Source organism: Paenibacillus sp. L3-i20, assembly GCF_022180385.2.
Classification (GTDB): domain Bacteria; phylum Bacillota; class Bacilli; order Paenibacillales; family Paenibacillaceae; genus Pristimantibacillus.
This window is the reverse complement of sequence record NZ_BQME02000002.1, coordinates 1,446,399-1,461,518: the sequence shown is the minus strand read 5'-3', so window position 1 is coordinate 1,461,518 and position 15,120 is coordinate 1,446,399. Positions and strand designations below refer to the sequence as shown.

Sequence of the window (15,120 nt, the reverse complement as noted above, 5' to 3'; positions counted from 1 at the left end):
TAGATCATTAACTAATTCGGAGCTGATTCAGCTCCATTTTTGTTGTTAGGAGTGGAATCATGTTAACTATGAATGAACGTTCAGAGGCAAATGCGAGCTGCCATAATGAAGTCATATCAGTACAAAATGTGTCATTTTCGTACCAGCACAAAACCGTTTTGACAGACGTAAGCTTTGGAGTGAAGGAACGTGACTTCATTGGATTGATTGGTACAAACGGTGCTGGTAAGACAACTTTACTACGAATGATCGTAGGTTTGAATAAACCTAGTAAGGGTAGCATTCGCTTGTTCGGACAGCCTATTGAGCAGTTTAAACAATGGGATCGAATCGGATATGTACCACAGAAAAATGCTTTAAATCCGCAATTCCCTGCTACAGTTAAAGAAGTTGTATTGTCCGGATTATATGGTCGTTCGAAGTTGTTTAAGAGAGTAACTAAGGACGATCAAACAAAAGCGATAGATGCACTTGAGGCGATGGGTATTGTTGACTTAGGTGAAAAAAGAATCGGTCAACTATCGGGAGGACAGCAGCAACGAGTGTTTTTGGCAAGAGCGCTTATTAACAACCCATCACTGCTCATATTGGATGAGCCTACAGTCGGCATTGATGCCGAAACGCAAGAGAGCTTTTTCCATATGATCAAACATATGCATCAACATCACAATATGACGTTTTTGATGGTATCGCATGATATGGAAATGATTAAAGGATATTTAGGACAGGAACCTGCTTCAACTTCGGGCAAGTTAAAACTTTATATTAAACATTCTCATGAGACACAAGATTGTATAGAAAATAATTTAGCTCACAGTCTTAAAGGATTGCGAAAGAAAATGGAAAGAGGGAGAGAGGTTAATCAGGTTGGAGATTCTAACTAGTGAATTTTTTCAGAGAGCATTAATTGGCGGTTTATTTATTGGAATTACAGCACCACTCATAGGGCAGTTTCTAGTTTTGCGGAGGTTGTCAATGATCGGTGACACCTTGTCGCATGTAGCTATAGCGGGGGTAGCATTAGGTTTTTTAACAGGCGTCTATCCGCTGCTAATGGGACTTATCTTTGCCATAATTGCTTCATTCGCAATCGAAAAACTCCGTAAAGCTTATAAAACGTATGCAGAATTGTCACTTGCTATTATAATGTCAGGCGGTATAGCACTTGCTTCATTGCTCTTCACGCTGGGTCAAAGCTTTTCAATGAACGTAAACAGTTATTTATTCGGAAGTATTTATACGTTAAACAATACAGATTTATATATTATTGGTGGAGTAACAGCGATCGTCCTACTAGTTATTGGTCTGCAGGTAAAGGAGCTCTTTCTCATTACTTTCGATGAAGAGGCTGCTGCGGTTAGCGGGTTGCCCGTCAGATTCTATAATGTTATGATTAGCGTGCTTACAGCTCTAGTAATAAGTGTTTCTATAAAAATTGTTGGTGCTTTGTTAGTATCTGCTTTATTGACGATACCAGCTGCTTGTAGTTTAGTTATCGCGCGAAGCTTCAAGCAAAGTATATTTACTGTCGTAATTATTGGTGAGGTTGCCGTTATTGTTGGTTTAATTGTTGCTGGAGTTTGGAATTTGGCTCCGGGAGGAACAATTGTATTACTATTAATAGCAATTTTGCTCTTATTGCTCCTGTTCCGTCGGGGAGTTAAATCAGGGCGTTGATGGGGAACGATTCTCGTAAGAAGAGGTGATCTTGGTTGTCAGATATTAATATTTGGTTAGCATTAGGTGCAGGATTTGCCTCCTTTATTTCACCATGCTGCTTACCGCTTTATCCATCGTATCTGTCCTACATAACTGGAATATCAGTTTCTGAGATAAAGGACTCCCAAATTACGAAGGGGAAACGTATGCTAATGATGACGCATACGCTATTTTTTATTTTAGGTTTTAGTATTATTTATTACACGCTCGGTTATGGAGCGAATATGTTTAGTGAATTTTTCAGCGAATATAATGATTTAATCCGGCAATTGTCTGCAATATTAATTATTTTGATGGGATTGTTTCTACTTGGTATCTTTCAACCACGAGCACTAATGAAAGAGCGGAGAATGAACTTTATTCCGAAAAAAGCTACTTATTTCGGCTCATTCATATTCGGTATTGGATTTTCAGCGGGATGGACTCCGTGCACAGGTCCAGTACTTACAGCTATACTTAGTCTAGCGGCATCTGAACCAGGGACTTGGTTCCAACTTACAACAGCTTACTCTCTTGGTTTTGCAATTCCGTTCTTTATACTTGCCTTTTTCCTTGGGACGGCGCGTTGGATTCTTAAATATTCCGCTACTGTCATGAAGGTAGGCGGAGCTATTATGATAGTAATGGGCATATTGTTATTCACGGATCAGATGATAAAAATAACAATTTGGTTAAATTCAATTACTCCACAGTGGCTTCAGTTTTAAGCATAGTTAACTTAGGGTTAATGTTGATCAAGTTGCAGTTCGCTAGTTGAAAAGTGTATGATACTTAGAGTGATGCTGAGAATACTAGATGATGAAGCAAGGTTAGGAGGTTCTTAGGTGCCGACTCCGAGCATGGAAGATTACTTGGAACGTATTTATAAGCTTATAGATGAGAAGGGCTACGCGCGCGTTTCAGATATAGCCGAGGGTTTGGAGGTTCATCCGTCTTCTGTTACGAAGATGATCCAGAAGCTCGATAAGGATAATTACTTAATTTATGAGAAGTATCGTGGACTTGTTTTAACCAATAAAGGTAAGAAGATGGGTAAACGACTTGTAGATCGACATCATCTGCTGGAGTCTTTTCTTGAGACGATTGGTGTACAAGAAGAGAATATCTATAGAGATGTAGAAGGAATTGAACATCATCTTAGCTGGGATTCAATTACATGTATTGAAACGTTGGTTGAATATTTTAAGCGCGATAGCAAGAGAATGGACGAGCTTAAAGCTCTTAGATCAGAAATGGATACGGAGTAGTTAATATCGTAGATCCTATTTGATCACAAAAAAGTGGCTGTGCAGATTTTTAATCTGCGCAGCCACTTTTTTGATTTAATTGTTAATGGTATTTTGGACGATCATCGTCGTCTTTTCCACCCTCGATTACTCTAAATGGAACTGTTTTTGATCGTGGCCGATCCCTCTTTGATTTCATAGGGACAGTGCGACTCTGCACAACATGGGATCGATTATGCCGTGATTGACTTCTGTTGAGGAAGGATGGTGGATATTTGTAAAGGAGAAATATTCCCCCCAATACGATGATAGGTAGTAGTAATGAGCCGGCATTCCGACTCAGTCCAACAATTAATCCTATCGCCATTAGAGTAAATATAATCATTGTTCCAATACTAAATCCTTTCGAACGTTTGAACAACGCCATCACACCTTTCCATTTACGAATTACGAATGTACCTATTTCGATGCTGTTATTTGAGCATCCAACTCGCGCATCCGATTGAATGAGGCGATGGATACTTCAACCTGTTCGTCCTTAGGCTCCTTAGTTGTAAGAAGTTGCAACCATAGGCCAGGATAGCCGAGGAAACGCAATATTGGAAGTTCTCGGACAGCGTTTGTAAGTCGCAACACTTCATAGGATAACCCAAGTACTAATGGCAGCAATAATATTCTAATATAAATTCTTTCCCAAATTGATTCCCAAACAAAAAAAGGCAATGAGTATACGAATACGCCTACGATAACTGTAAATACGATAAAGCTGGAACCACAACGGTAATGCAGTCTACTATACTTTTGCACATTGCTGACCGTAAGTTCTTCACCAGCTTCATAAGCGCTTATTACTTTATGCTCTGCGCCATGATACTGGAACAGCCGCTTAATTAAAGGTGTCAAAGAAATGAAGTACAGATAAGCAAGCAACAAAATAATTTTTATAAGACCTTCTAATAAATTATGACCGACTTTATTTTCGAATAACCCGCTGAACAATAATTCTTCTAACGCCGCTGGTACAGCAGTAAAGATCAGCTTTCCGAATATGAAGGATAAGACGCCAGCAACTGCGACGCTGATTACCATACCTAGGCTGAAGCCGCTCTTTTTCTCTGTTTCCTTGACTACTGCTGCTGTTGGATTATTCTTCGACTCTTCCTCAGCTTCATCTTCTGCGTATGCTTCCATCGAGAAATTTAGATGCTGTGATCCTTTGGCACTGGATTCAACGATACCAACTACTCCACGAAGAAGTGGTACTTTTTTTAAATACTGTACCCACTTTTGAGATGCGCGAGGCACTTCATAAAAAACGATCTCTTCATTTTTGCGTCTGACAGCTGTTACGTTAACGTGTTTGCCTGCAAACATAACGCCTTCAATAACTGCTTGTCCGCCATATATGTTACGAGAATCTTGCGGCAAGTGCATGTCACCTTCCTTGATAGCGTATATCTCATCAATGAGATATCTCTAGAATTTATGTTTCTATTGTACTTGATCTCTTAGGTAATTGCGAGTAATCGTCAAATTGCTCAGAGGTCCCTTCTGAGAGCTGTGATTACATATGCGCGCATATCCACATACTAGTATCTACAGGGTTAATATTTCATGCAGAAGGAGATAGAGGGATGAAAAAACTTCAATCGCAGAAGGGTAGAGAGAAAGAGGAACAATATAAAACAAATAAATGGTTATATGCGATTAAGATTGGTTTCTTTGGAGGGTTAATTTGGGGAATTATACACTGGTTCTGTTACAGTATGAAGTTTACAAAAGTAGTACCTGGATTTCTTCTCGATCCATTTTTTCGTCATTCGTTTCTGAAATCAGGTTGGGGTGTCATATATGGGATAGGTAGCTTTATACTATTTTCTATTGTAGCAGCCTTATTATATATCGCCTTATTCCGTAAACTTAAAGGTCCCTGGCCAGGTGTATTGTATGGGTTAGTGTGGTGGGTTATTATTTTTATTGGGATTGGGCCAGCAGTTGGAATGATGAAATGGATCACGAAAATTGGTTGGAATACGATCTATACAGAGTTCTGTATTTTCTTGTTATGGGGTGTTTTTATTGGTTATTCCATCGCATTTGAATTCACTGATGAAGTTTCAAGAGAGCCGGTTACAATGAAGTCTTGACATATTACTTCTCAAGGAGCGGACATTTGTGGTAAAATGTCTAGTGATCTTCGACGATAGATGTATGACGGTTGCTTAGGAGGTGCTGGTATGCGCAAAATTACTATTTTGAATGGTCCTAACTTGAATATGCTTGGCATTAGAGAACCTGGTGTTTACGGCAAGGAGTCACTAGCTGCAATTGAGTTGCTGGTGAGGAAGAGGGCAGAAGAACTTAATATTTCGGTTTCTTTTTTCCAAACAAATCATGAGGGCGAAATGATTGACCGTATACATAGTTCATATGGCAACGATGACGGAATAATTATTAATCCAGGAGCATGGACGCACTACAGTTATGCGATTCGTGATGCACTATCTGCGGTTTCTTTACCTGTCGTTGAGGTACACTTGTCCAATATTCATAAGAGGGAAGCATTCAGGCACGTATCAGTGGTAGCCCCAATAGCAGTAGGTCAAATTGCCGGTTTCGGCGCATTAGGTTATGTGCTTGCACTGGATGCGATTGCAGGGCAAGTGCCTAGCGGCGATAGCAAGGCTTGAAAGGGAGAAAATGATGACGATGAATCGAGTAAACCAGCTTCGAAAGCTTTTGGATGACTTGCAATTGGAAGCAATATTGATCGGCAGCCCTTATAACCGTCGCTACATTAGCGGTTTTACGGGATCATCAGGATTTGTACTTATTACATCTGAGAAAAGTTATCTGCTGACGGATTTCCGATATCGTGTACAAGCGGCCCAGCAAGTAGTTGGATTTGAAATCATCGAGCATGGAACTGATCCGCTGAATGATGTTAGAGAAGTTCTATCACAATTGGGGATACGAAAGCTTGGCTTTGAGCAGGATCATGTAAACTATGGAGAATTCGTTCAATGGACGAACACTTTAGGTGATATTGAGCTTAAGCCAACAGCTGGACTTGTGGAGAAGCTACGAATGATTAAGGATGAGTCAGAGCTTGCAGTCATGCAAGAAGCTGCTGATCTTGCTGATCGTACCTTCGCTTATATTATTGGACTTATCCGCAGTGGTATGAGAGAAACTGATGTAGCGCTGGAAATGGAAGTATTCATGCGCAGCAACGGTGCAACAAGCTCATCTTTCGATACTATCGTAGCATCAGGAGAGCGCTCAGCATTGCCGCATGGTGTTGCTAGTGATCGTATAATTGGTGTTGATGAGTTCATTAAATTAGACTTTGGTGCTTATTACAAAGGCTATTGCTCTGATTTGACTCGTACAGTTGTCATCGGCAAGCCGAGTGATAAACACCGCGAAATTCATAATATCGTACTGGAAGCTCAGCTTCATGCCCTTGAACATATCCGTCCGGGTATGACGGGAAGAGAAGCAGATGCATTGACACGTGATATTATTACGAAGTATGGTTATGGCGATCACTTTGGTCATGGAACCGGGCATGGCCTTGGTATGGAAATCCATGAAGCACCAAGATTGTCCAAACTTAGCGAAACGATTTTAACCCCCGGCATGACAGTAACGGTAGAACCAGGCATCTATATTCCAGGCTTCGGCGGCGTACGGATCGAAGATGACATCGTTATTACGGAATCCGGTATTAAAATATTAACCTCATCCCCGAAAGAGCTAATCTGCTTGGGGTAAGGATTATTCATTCAGGAGGGAATCAGCGATGGTTTCAGTAAACGATTTTAAGACAGGTTTAACGGTACAAGTAGATACCGACATCTATACCGTTCTAGATTTCCAACATGTTAAGCCAGGTAAAGGTGCGGCATTCGTTCGCTCCAAGCTAAAAAACTTGCGTAATGGCAACGTAGTAGAAAAAACGTTCCGTGCAGGTGAAACAATCGGCCGTGCGATTATCGAAAACCGCGCTGTACAGTACTTGTACAACTCCGGTTCCGAGTACACGTTTATGGACAATGAAACTTATGACCAATTCAACCTAGACAAGGATCAATTGGAGTGGGAACTTAACTTCTTGAAAGAAAACATGAACGTTAACATTTCCAGCTACCAAAGCGAAATTCTAGGCATTCAAATGCCGAACAGCGTTGAACTTAAAGTTGTTGAAACTGAGCCAGGCGTTAAAGGTAACACGGCTCAAGGCGCAACTAAAAGTGCAAAAGTTGAAACGGGCTTAAGTGTACAAGTTCCTTTGTTTATTAACGAAGGCGATGTGCTTCTTGTTGATACACGTGAAGGCAAATACATCTCAAGAGCTTAGTCACTTCCATAAGAACCGTCCGAGTAAATCGGACGGTTTTTTTGTTATTGGATATACCCACGAATAAGGCTGCTATGGTATAATATGAACTTGTATGTATATGTCGGGGTTGGGGAGTGGACGGCGTTGTCTTTGATCGTGATGAAGTTTGGTGGTAGTTCTGTTGGAACGCCTGAGAGAATGCAGCGAGTAGCAAAGCGCATTATCGAAAGGCAGCAAGGTGGAAATGACATCGTCGTTGTTGTTTCGGCGATGGGAGATACGACAGACGATTTAATTGATCAGTCGAAGGGACTTAACCTTAACCCTCCTGCTCGTGAGATGGATATGCTCTTAACCGTAGGTGAACAAATATCGATAGCGCTGCTTTCGATGAGCATACATCAGCTAGGCGGTAAGGCACAGTCATTTACAGGCTGGCAAGTTGGCATGATCACAAATGATGTACATGGAAAAGCGAAAATAACCGATATTAAGCCAGATCGACTATTTAAAGCTTTGGAAGGCGGTAATATCGCTGTTGTAGCGGGCTTCCAAGGAATGAGCGAAACCGGTGATATTACAACACTGGGTCGAGGCGGATCGGATACGACTGCGGTTGCATTAGCAGCAGCACTCAATGCTGATATTTGTGAAATATATACGGATGTGGACGGTATTTATTCGACTGATCCACGTGTAGTAAAAAACGCTCGCAAGCTTGAAGAAATCTCATATGACGAAATGCTGGAGCTAGCTAATCTTGGTGCAGCAGTCTTGCACCCTCGTGCTGTTGAGTATGCTAAGCACAATAATGTGCGTCTTGTCGTTCGTTCAAGTTTTACACAAAATGAAGGTACAAGTGTGAAGGAGGATGCGGTCATGGAACAAGGCGTGGTCGTTCGCGGAATTGCTTTTGATAAAAATGTAGCAAGAATCAGCATTTTGGGTGTTGAAGATTTGCCAGGCGTACTTGCGAATGTGTTCAGTGCACTCGCTGATAATGGCATTGATGTAGATATTATCGTTCAAAGCGGTGTTCAAGATGGCAAAGCGGACTTTTCCTTCACCTTATCCGGCGAAGATAGAGATAAAGCAATCTCGGTCATTGAGGGAAATCGGAAAACGGTACCTTACAGGGAGACAACTTCAGAAGCAGGTTTAGTGAAAGTATCCATTGTCGGAGCAGGCATGGTTAGTAATCCGGGTGTTGCAGCGAAGATGTTCACAGCTATTTCCTCGTTGGGAGTTAGCATCAAGATGGTTAGCACTTCTGAAATTAGATGTTCATGCATCATCGCATCTGAGCCTCTTAAAGAAGTTGTTCAAGCGCTTCATACTGTTTACGGTTTAGACGCAGATGAGCAAGCATTCGTAGGTGGACCGTCGGAACGCAGATAGTACTTATATAACTTTATACCAATATAAAGGAGAGGGTGTCCCAGACGGGATGCCCTCTCTATTTTTTTTGCCGCAAAATTATTAACGAAGTATGAGCTGATCACCATTCAAATAGGGTACATGATTTATTTTATTAATTGTCGAACAAGTTTCAATATCATCACGTGAGCCTAGCTTTTGCAGTCTTTTACCAGAGAGACTGTTCAGAAGGGTTTCGAACACTCTATCTGCTCGATCACGATAAAGAGAATGCATCGCATGGCCGAAGTCATCAACGTCTATTGGATTACTACTTTGTTTCTTTAAGCAATCGAGTAACAAGCCTGCGCATAAACCATCTTCAATTGCAAAGTCATCATGACTTCCAGCACACAGAATAACGATATCCCGGCGCAGTTCCAATGCATATCGAGCACAAGCTTCTGCGTTTAGTAATGACGCCACAATAATATGATCAGCTCGCATTGATTTGTGTATGCCACGTGTGCCGTTTGTTGTAGTCAAAATGATTCTGCGTCCTCCGACACTTTGCTCTGTATATTCATTTGGTGAATTACCAAGGTCAAAGCCTGCGATTTTCCGGCAAAAACGTTCTCCCCCAAGAATATCGCCAGGAAGCTGCATCGCCCTGGCATCCATAACCGTTTCGGCAGGAACTACACTTGTTGCACCGGCAGAAAGTGCCGTTACAATTGTGCTTGTTGCGCGCAACACATCGATTACAAGTGCCGTTTTATGATGAAACTTAGCGGAACATGATTCATTCACACTGGATATGACCTGGACATGCATCACACAATTCCTTCTTTCTTGAATCATTTAATCGTAATTGTTTGCATGATCGATTAATTATTTACTATATGCTGCCACATGTAGGCAGGTGCCCTGCATGAAATGGAGACAAGCAAGCATATACATAAGACATCCATAAAAGTGAAAGGAGGTCCACGGAATGTGTTGAACAAAATAGTTCTTAGTATGGCAATGCTTCGAATATTGTCAGGCAGCATCGAGCTGTGCGCAGCATTAATTATGCTTCGAATGAATGACATCGAAAAGTCACTTATCGTAAATTCATCGCTGGCATTAATCGGGCCGCTAATTCTAATAGCAACAACGACTATTGGTCTTGTAGGTCTGTCTGATAAGCTTTCTGCTTCGAAGTTTATTTGGGTGGCTGTTGGTGTTACTTGTTTGATGATTGGCATATTGAAAAAATAATAGATTACAAATCTAGCAGAAACAGAAATGAAAGACATATTTTCATCTGACAAGCATACATATGTAACGACGTTAGACAATCAAAGGGGAGTGATGGAAGTATGCTATCCCATGTATCGCATTTATTGCCGCTAGAGGTGAAAAAGCTGCTTGATCAACTTCCTCTAGATGTCAAAGGGATGCTTGAAGAAATAAGAATTCGGGAAGATCGACCACTGGAGATCGCTTACCGAGGAATTTCCAAATTCGTGGCAACTGACGGGGCGCTCAGACAACTCTCAGATGGAGCGTTCAAACCAACTGCAGAGCAGTGTAGAAAGCTGCTGGAGCGAATAACGAATTATTCGTTATACGCCATGGAAGAGGAGCTTCGGCGAGGATATATTACCGTATCGGGTGGACATCGAATCGGGCTTGCAGGTCGGACGATTCTAGACGGTGGAACGGTGCGGGGAATCCGGGATATCGGGGGCTTCAACATCCGAATCGCGCGTGAAGTCATAGGAGCTGCTAGGCATCTTATGCCTAAGCTGATAGACCGAACGCGAGGATCAATTAGTTCAACACTCATATTGGCACCGCCTCAGCAAGGTAAAACAACATTGGTAAGAGATATCGCTAGATCAACTAGTTATGGACTTTGGACAGGCAGCGACTCTAATGGAAGCGGTGGTAAAAAAGTAGGCATCATTGATGAAAGATCTGAAATTGCAGCATGTGTTAGAGGCATACCTACTTTTGATGTTGGTCCAAGAACAGATGTGATGGATGCTTGTCCTAAGGCAGAAGGAATGATGATGCTTCTTCGTTCGATGTCCCCTGAGGTGCTGATTGTTGATGAGATAGGTCGGCCGGAGGATGCTGATGCAATTCGTGAAGCGAGCCATGCAGGGGTAAGTGTCATTGCGACTGCACATGCCTTTGACATTCATGATGCGAAAGGACGACCAGAACTTCTGAAGTTGGTTCAGGATGGGACATTCACGCAAATAGTGGAGTTGAAGCGAACAAACGACGGAGTCATGCATCGCATTGTAAGCGCAAAAACCATGTTGGATACCCCTTCAACAAGAGGCAAGGAACATATACATGCTCATGGTTCTCTCAGCATCATGGGGCGAAGCCGAGTTGATGAGCTATGAAGTTGATTGGAGCAGTCCTCATACTGCTTGCAGGCACATTGATTGGTTTTCAACAGGCTGCACGATTTTCCGAACGACCAAAGCAGTTGAAGCAGCTTGCACATGTACTTCAAAGGCTGGAAACGGAAATCGGCTATGGTCATACGCCACTTCCTGAGGCGCTAGAGAGGACAGCAGATGCTGCATCCGAGCCTCTAGCCTCGATGTTAAGATCAGCAGCTTCAGGTGTATTGAAGGCGGAAGGACTGTCGTTTCAAGAGAGCTGGGGAGAAGCGATTAAAGCCCATTGGGGCGAAACTTCTATGAAAAGTAACGAGCAGGCAGTCATTCTGCGGCTCGGATCAACACTTGGCATAAGCGATAAAGAGGATCAAATGAAACATCTGCGACTAGCTTTATTACAACTTAAAGCTGAAGAGGACGCAGCAAGAGACGATCAAGGACGATATGAGAAAATGTGGAAAAGTCTCGGAGTGCTGTTCGCTGTGCTGATCGTCATTTTGATGGTGTAAGAGGGTGCGCTGCTTATGAATATCGATGTTAGCGCCATATTTCAAATCGCTGGGATCGGCATTATCATCGCAATGATTCATTCCGTTCTGAAGCAGATGGGAAAGGAAGACATGGCGCATTGGGTCACCGTTATCGGATTTGTAGTCGTCTTGTTTATGGTCGTTCGGATGCTCAATGAATTGTTCCAGGAAATCAAAACGATCTTTTTGTTCCAGTAGGTGAACGAAGTGGAGATTATACAAATTGTCGGCATCGGCTTAATGGCATCCGTACTCATACTAGTAGTAAAAGAACAGAAGCCGATGTTTGCTTTCCTTCTAGCAGCATTTACAGGACTTTTTATCTTTCTTTATGTAATCGGCAAGATTGAAGCAGTCATTACAGTATTAGAAGATTTAGCGAATCGCTCCGGCATACCCTCTATTTACTTGAAGACGGTGCTGAAAATAATCGGAATCGCTTATATTGCCGAGTTTGGAGCACAAATTGTACGAGATGCGGGGCAAGAGAGCATCGCCTCAAAAATAGAATTTGCCGGCAAAGTATTCATTCTCGTCATGGCTATACCGATTATCAGCGTTATTGTCGAGACCGTCATCGGATTGCTGCCGGCGGGGAGTTGACCAATATGTTGCCGTCAAGTGACATGCGAAGCAGGGCCAAACTGTTGCTGTTCCTGTTCGTTACATTATTTTGCTTCTCGTTTATGTCTTCGATTAGCAAAGCTGAAGGTGAGCCTAATGGAACGACTACGACACCTACAGCCAAAGAACTGACAGAAGAACAGCTTGGCGGACTTGGGACAGAACCTGTCGAGCATTATTGGAACAAGCTCCGCAGTGATTATGGCGGCTATTTCCCAGATCAAGGTGTACCAAGCTTCGGTGAAATGCTTATGCCGGGCGGAGGAATGAATCTGTTGGACGTGTTTCAAGGACTGCTCAAGTATTTATGGCATGAGGTGCTCTACAATGGAAAACTACTCGTCACAATCATTATGCTAACCGTATTTAGTATGGTACTTGAGACGCTGCAAAACGCTTTTGAAAGAAATACGATCAGTAAAGTTGCATATTCGATCACATATATGGTGCTTGTTATTATAGCTGTCAACAGCTTTCATGTGGCAATTGGTTACGCAAGAGAAGCTATTGAAAACATGATTACTTTCATGCTTGCTATGGTGCCGCTTCTCCTCACGTTGCTTGCTTCAATGGGTAGTCTAATTACGGTATCGGTTCTGCATCCACTCATTATTTTTATGATCCATGTTGTAGGTACCGTCATCTACACGATTGTATTTCCATTATTGTTTTTCTCTGCTGTGCTTCATATCGCCAGTGCCTTGTCAGAAAAATTTAAAGTGACACAGCTTGCTAATCTACTTCGAACAATCGCTGTTGGTCTGCTTGGTGTGTTGCTTACTATATTTCTAGGTGTTATTTCAGTCCAAGGAGCAACTGGAGCAGTAACAGACGGAGTGACTTTACGAACGGCTAAGTTCGTCACAGGCAACTTTGTTCCGGTAGTGGGCAGAATGTTTTCGGATGCGGCAGACACGGTTATTTCGGCCTCGATGCTCGCAAAAAATGCAATTGGTTTAGCGGGCGTTATCATATTATTGTTCTTGAGTGCTTTTCCAGCATTAAAAATATTAACGCTAGCGCTAATCTATAACATCTCGGCCGCTATTATGCAGCCGCTTGGCGACTCTCCAATCGTGGGATGCTTGCAGACGATTGGTAAGACGATGATATACGTGTTTGCTGCACTTGCTGCTGTTAGTCTCATGTTCTTTTTGGCAGTAACGATCATTTTGACCGCTGGTAATGCTGCAATTATGGTTCGTTGAGCAATAGACTTTCGAAGAAAGTTTTGCTCTGTAATTGCTTGCGAAGCGAGTTTTGTTTCGCTGCTGCTTAAGAAGTGAGTTTTGCTTCGCACTTGCTTACGAAGTAAGTTTTGCTTCGCACTTGCTTACGAAGTAAGTTTTGCTTCGCAAAACTTTGGGGGAGGTGAGCTCAATGTGATGGCGTGGTTAAGCGATTGGCTTAGAGATATTATTGCGGTCATCCTACTCGCCGTATTGGTAGAGCTGATGCTCCCGAACAAAGCTATGCAGCGTTATGCAAGGCTTGTGATCGGATTGTTTATACTGCTTACGATACTTTCGCCAATTCTTCGTCTCTTGCAAGCTGATATGAGTGCAAGATTAGATGCTGGGATGGAAATTTGGAATGAACAAGCGATGGAACGCAATGTGAAGATGCCGACTCTTGAAGAAATTCAAAATAGAGCAAATGAAATTCGAAGTAAAAGAAATCAAGAAGCAGCAAAGCTAACAAAACTTGCGCTAGAAGAAGCAATGTTTAAGGAAATTGAAAAACAGACAGGAAATCAAGTGGAATCGGTTGATGTTGAACTTACTTGGAAGAAACAAGGACAAGGGGATCCTGTTCCCGAAATTGGGACAATCACCGTTTCGTTAAAGGCACAAATTAATAGAGATTCAGAAGGACAAGGGAATACGAGTGTTAAGGAAATTGCACCTGTAGCTGTAAATATAGAGGTTGAAAGTGTTGAAGTTAATCCAGCAGCAACAAGTGAATCGAATAAAGAAGAAGCTGGAGTAGGCTACATCAAAGTGAACAAGGCGGAAACACTCGCCATTCAAGGCGTTTTGGCGCAAGGCTGGAGCGTTCATAAAAAAAATATCTTTATCCGTCAGCGAGCTGATCCAAATGTTCCAAAGTGAAGGATTTGAAGGGAAGGAGGATGATTGGAATGGCTAAATGGTTAGAAGGATTAGAGTCTGCAATAGGTGGTGGTCCAAGCGGGCCCAAGCGTGTTCGGACTCTCAGAATTCTTCTTATTGTGGGAGGGATTGGAGCTGTTCTCATGCTTATAAATTCTTTTTTACCCTATAAAGGGGTAGAGCCCTCACTTCAGCAAACGAACCCTTTGCCTGTGGTTGATGGAACCTCCAATAAAGAAACATCCCCTAATTCTCCCTTTGAATCTATTGAAGGAACACTCGAAACACGGATGAAGGAGATTTTGGAGAAAATCGTTGGTGTCGGTACTGTTGATGTGATGGTCACGATTGACTCAACTGAGGAAATCGTCGTTGAAAGACATAAGCAAGAAACACAAACGATCACAAACGAAAATGATCCAAATGGGGGAGTGAGGCATATTACTTCGATTGGCAAGGATGGCCAAGTTGTTTTGAATGAAGTATCGGGTGACCAAAAGCCTATCATAACCAAAACGATTAATCCAAAAATCCGTGGGGTCATCATTGTAGCAAAAGGTGCAGAAAACGCCATGGTCAGAAGATTGATTATCAATGCAGTAGAAAAAGGTGTAGACGTTCCGATTAGTCGTATTTCAGTGGTGCCAAGCAAGCAATAGTATGGATACTTACGAAGCAAGTTTTGCTTCACAAAACTTTGGGTTAATGCTTACGAAGCAAGTTTTGCTTCACAAAACTTTGGGTTAATGCTTACGAAGCAAGTTTTGCTTCACAAAACTTTGGGTTAATGCTTACGAAGCA

At 42.2% G+C, this 15,120-nt stretch carries 19 protein-coding genes; 17 read left to right on the top strand and 2 right to left on the bottom strand.

Annotation, left to right across the window (positions count from 1 at the left end; translation table 11 throughout):
- Nucleotides 1-68: 68 nt before the first annotated feature.
- From MFF31_RS20455 to mntR, 4 genes are all read left to right on the top strand, one after another.
- Nucleotides 69-884, top strand: coding sequence for a metal ABC transporter ATP-binding protein (locus MFF31_RS20455; protein ID WP_375541369.1), 816 nt, complete (start codon nt 69-71; stop codon nt 882-884).
- Nucleotides 868-1,677 carry a metal ABC transporter permease gene (locus tag MFF31_RS20450; RefSeq protein WP_238190503.1) on the top strand — a complete coding sequence of 270 codons (810 nt, stop codon included), beginning with the start codon at nt 868-870 and terminating at the stop codon, nt 1,675-1,677. The genes MFF31_RS20455 and MFF31_RS20450 overlap by 17 nt, the downstream gene beginning before the upstream one ends.
- 35 nt (nt 1,678-1,712) lie before the next feature.
- Nucleotides 1,713-2,426, top strand: coding sequence for a cytochrome c biogenesis CcdA family protein (locus MFF31_RS20445; protein ID WP_238190501.1), 714 nt, complete (start codon nt 1,713-1,715; stop codon nt 2,424-2,426).
- 117 nt (nt 2,427-2,543) lie between these two features.
- Nucleotides 2,544-2,966, top strand: a complete 423-nt coding sequence (gene mntR / locus MFF31_RS20440) for a transcriptional regulator MntR (protein WP_238190499.1) — start codon at nt 2,544-2,546, stop codon at nt 2,964-2,966.
- Nucleotides 2,967-3,404: 438 nt separating this feature from the next.
- Here mntR and MFF31_RS20435 read toward each other — a convergent pair whose 3' ends face one another.
- Nucleotides 3,405-4,379 carry a DUF1385 domain-containing protein gene (locus MFF31_RS20435; protein WP_375541338.1) on the bottom strand — a complete coding sequence of 325 codons (975 nt, stop codon included), beginning with the start codon at nt 4,377-4,379 and terminating at the stop codon, nt 3,405-3,407.
- 200 nt (nt 4,380-4,579) lie between these two features.
- Here MFF31_RS20435 and MFF31_RS20430 point away from each other — a divergent pair, with 200 nt between their 5' ends.
- The 5 genes from MFF31_RS20430 to MFF31_RS20410 all read left to right on the top strand — a co-directional run bounded on the left by MFF31_RS20430 (nt 4,580) and on the right by MFF31_RS20410 (nt 8,688).
- Nucleotides 4,580-5,092 carry a YqhR family membrane protein gene (locus tag MFF31_RS20430; RefSeq protein WP_238190496.1) on the top strand — a complete coding sequence of 171 codons (513 nt, stop codon included), beginning with the start codon at nt 4,580-4,582 and terminating at the stop codon, nt 5,090-5,092.
- A 90-nt stretch (nt 5,093-5,182) separates the two neighbouring features.
- Nucleotides 5,183-5,635 (top strand): type II 3-dehydroquinate dehydratase, encoded by a 453-nt coding sequence (gene aroQ / locus MFF31_RS20425; protein WP_238190493.1) that lies wholly within the window; start codon nt 5,183-5,185, stop codon nt 5,633-5,635.
- Nucleotides 5,636-5,648: 13 nt separating this feature from the next.
- Nucleotides 5,649-6,722 carry a M24 family metallopeptidase gene (locus MFF31_RS20420; protein ID WP_282570601.1) on the top strand — a complete coding sequence of 358 codons (1,074 nt, stop codon included), beginning with the start codon at nt 5,649-5,651 and terminating at the stop codon, nt 6,720-6,722.
- 28 nt (nt 6,723-6,750) lie between these two features.
- Entirely contained in the window at nt 6,751-7,308 is a 558-nt protein-coding gene (efp, locus tag MFF31_RS20415) for an elongation factor P (protein ID WP_238190489.1), read from the top strand.
- Nucleotides 7,309-7,434: 126 nt separating this feature from the next.
- A complete protein-coding gene (locus MFF31_RS20410; protein WP_238190487.1) occupies nt 7,435-8,688 on the top strand; it encodes an aspartate kinase in 1,254 nt (417 codons plus the stop codon).
- A gap of 81 nt (nt 8,689-8,769) precedes the next feature.
- Here MFF31_RS20410 and MFF31_RS20405 read toward each other — a convergent pair whose 3' ends face one another.
- On the bottom strand, nt 8,770-9,480 hold the full coding sequence (locus MFF31_RS20405; protein ID WP_238192169.1) for a 2-phosphosulfolactate phosphatase: 711 nt from the start codon (nt 9,478-9,480) through the stop codon (nt 8,770-8,772).
- Between the two features lie 162 nt (nt 9,481-9,642).
- Between MFF31_RS20405 and MFF31_RS20400 the strand changes: the two genes are divergently transcribed.
- The 8 genes from MFF31_RS20400 to MFF31_RS20365 all read left to right on the top strand — a co-directional run bounded on the left by MFF31_RS20400 (nt 9,643) and on the right by MFF31_RS20365 (nt 14,978).
- Entirely contained in the window at nt 9,643-9,909 is a 267-nt protein-coding gene (locus MFF31_RS20400; RefSeq protein WP_238190485.1) for a YqhV family protein, read from the top strand.
- A gap of 101 nt (nt 9,910-10,010) precedes the next feature.
- A complete protein-coding gene (spoIIIAA, locus tag MFF31_RS20395; protein WP_238190483.1) occupies nt 10,011-11,051 on the top strand; it encodes a stage III sporulation protein AA in 1,041 nt (346 codons plus the stop codon).
- The gene (gene spoIIIAB / locus MFF31_RS20390; RefSeq protein WP_238190480.1) at nt 11,048-11,563 is read left to right on the top strand and encodes a stage III sporulation protein SpoIIIAB; all 516 of its coding nucleotides are present in this window, start codon (nt 11,048-11,050) and stop codon (nt 11,561-11,563) included. Before spoIIIAA ends, spoIIIAB begins: the two co-directional genes overlap by 4 nt.
- 15 nt (nt 11,564-11,578) lie before the next feature.
- Nucleotides 11,579-11,782, top strand: coding sequence for a stage III sporulation protein AC (spoIIIAC, locus tag MFF31_RS20385; RefSeq protein WP_197935305.1), 204 nt, complete (start codon nt 11,579-11,581; stop codon nt 11,780-11,782).
- 9 nt (nt 11,783-11,791) lie between these two features.
- Nucleotides 11,792-12,187: a stage III sporulation protein AD gene (spoIIIAD, locus tag MFF31_RS20380; RefSeq protein ID WP_238190478.1), complete on the top strand. Its 396-nt coding sequence runs from the start codon at nt 11,792-11,794 to the stop codon at nt 12,185-12,187.
- A 5-nt stretch (nt 12,188-12,192) separates the two neighbouring features.
- Nucleotides 12,193-13,416: a stage III sporulation protein AE gene (gene spoIIIAE / locus MFF31_RS20375; protein WP_238190476.1), complete on the top strand. Its 1,224-nt coding sequence runs from the start codon at nt 12,193-12,195 to the stop codon at nt 13,414-13,416.
- A 177-nt stretch (nt 13,417-13,593) separates the two neighbouring features.
- Complete coding sequence (gene spoIIIAF, locus MFF31_RS20370; RefSeq protein ID WP_238192168.1) at nt 13,594-14,319, top strand: stage III sporulation protein AF; 726 nt, start codon at nt 13,594-13,596, stop codon at nt 14,317-14,319.
- 29 nt (nt 14,320-14,348) lie between these two features.
- Nucleotides 14,349-14,978, top strand: coding sequence for a stage III sporulation protein AG (locus MFF31_RS20365; RefSeq protein WP_238190474.1), 630 nt, complete (start codon nt 14,349-14,351; stop codon nt 14,976-14,978).
- Nucleotides 14,979-15,120: the final 142 nt, after the last annotated feature.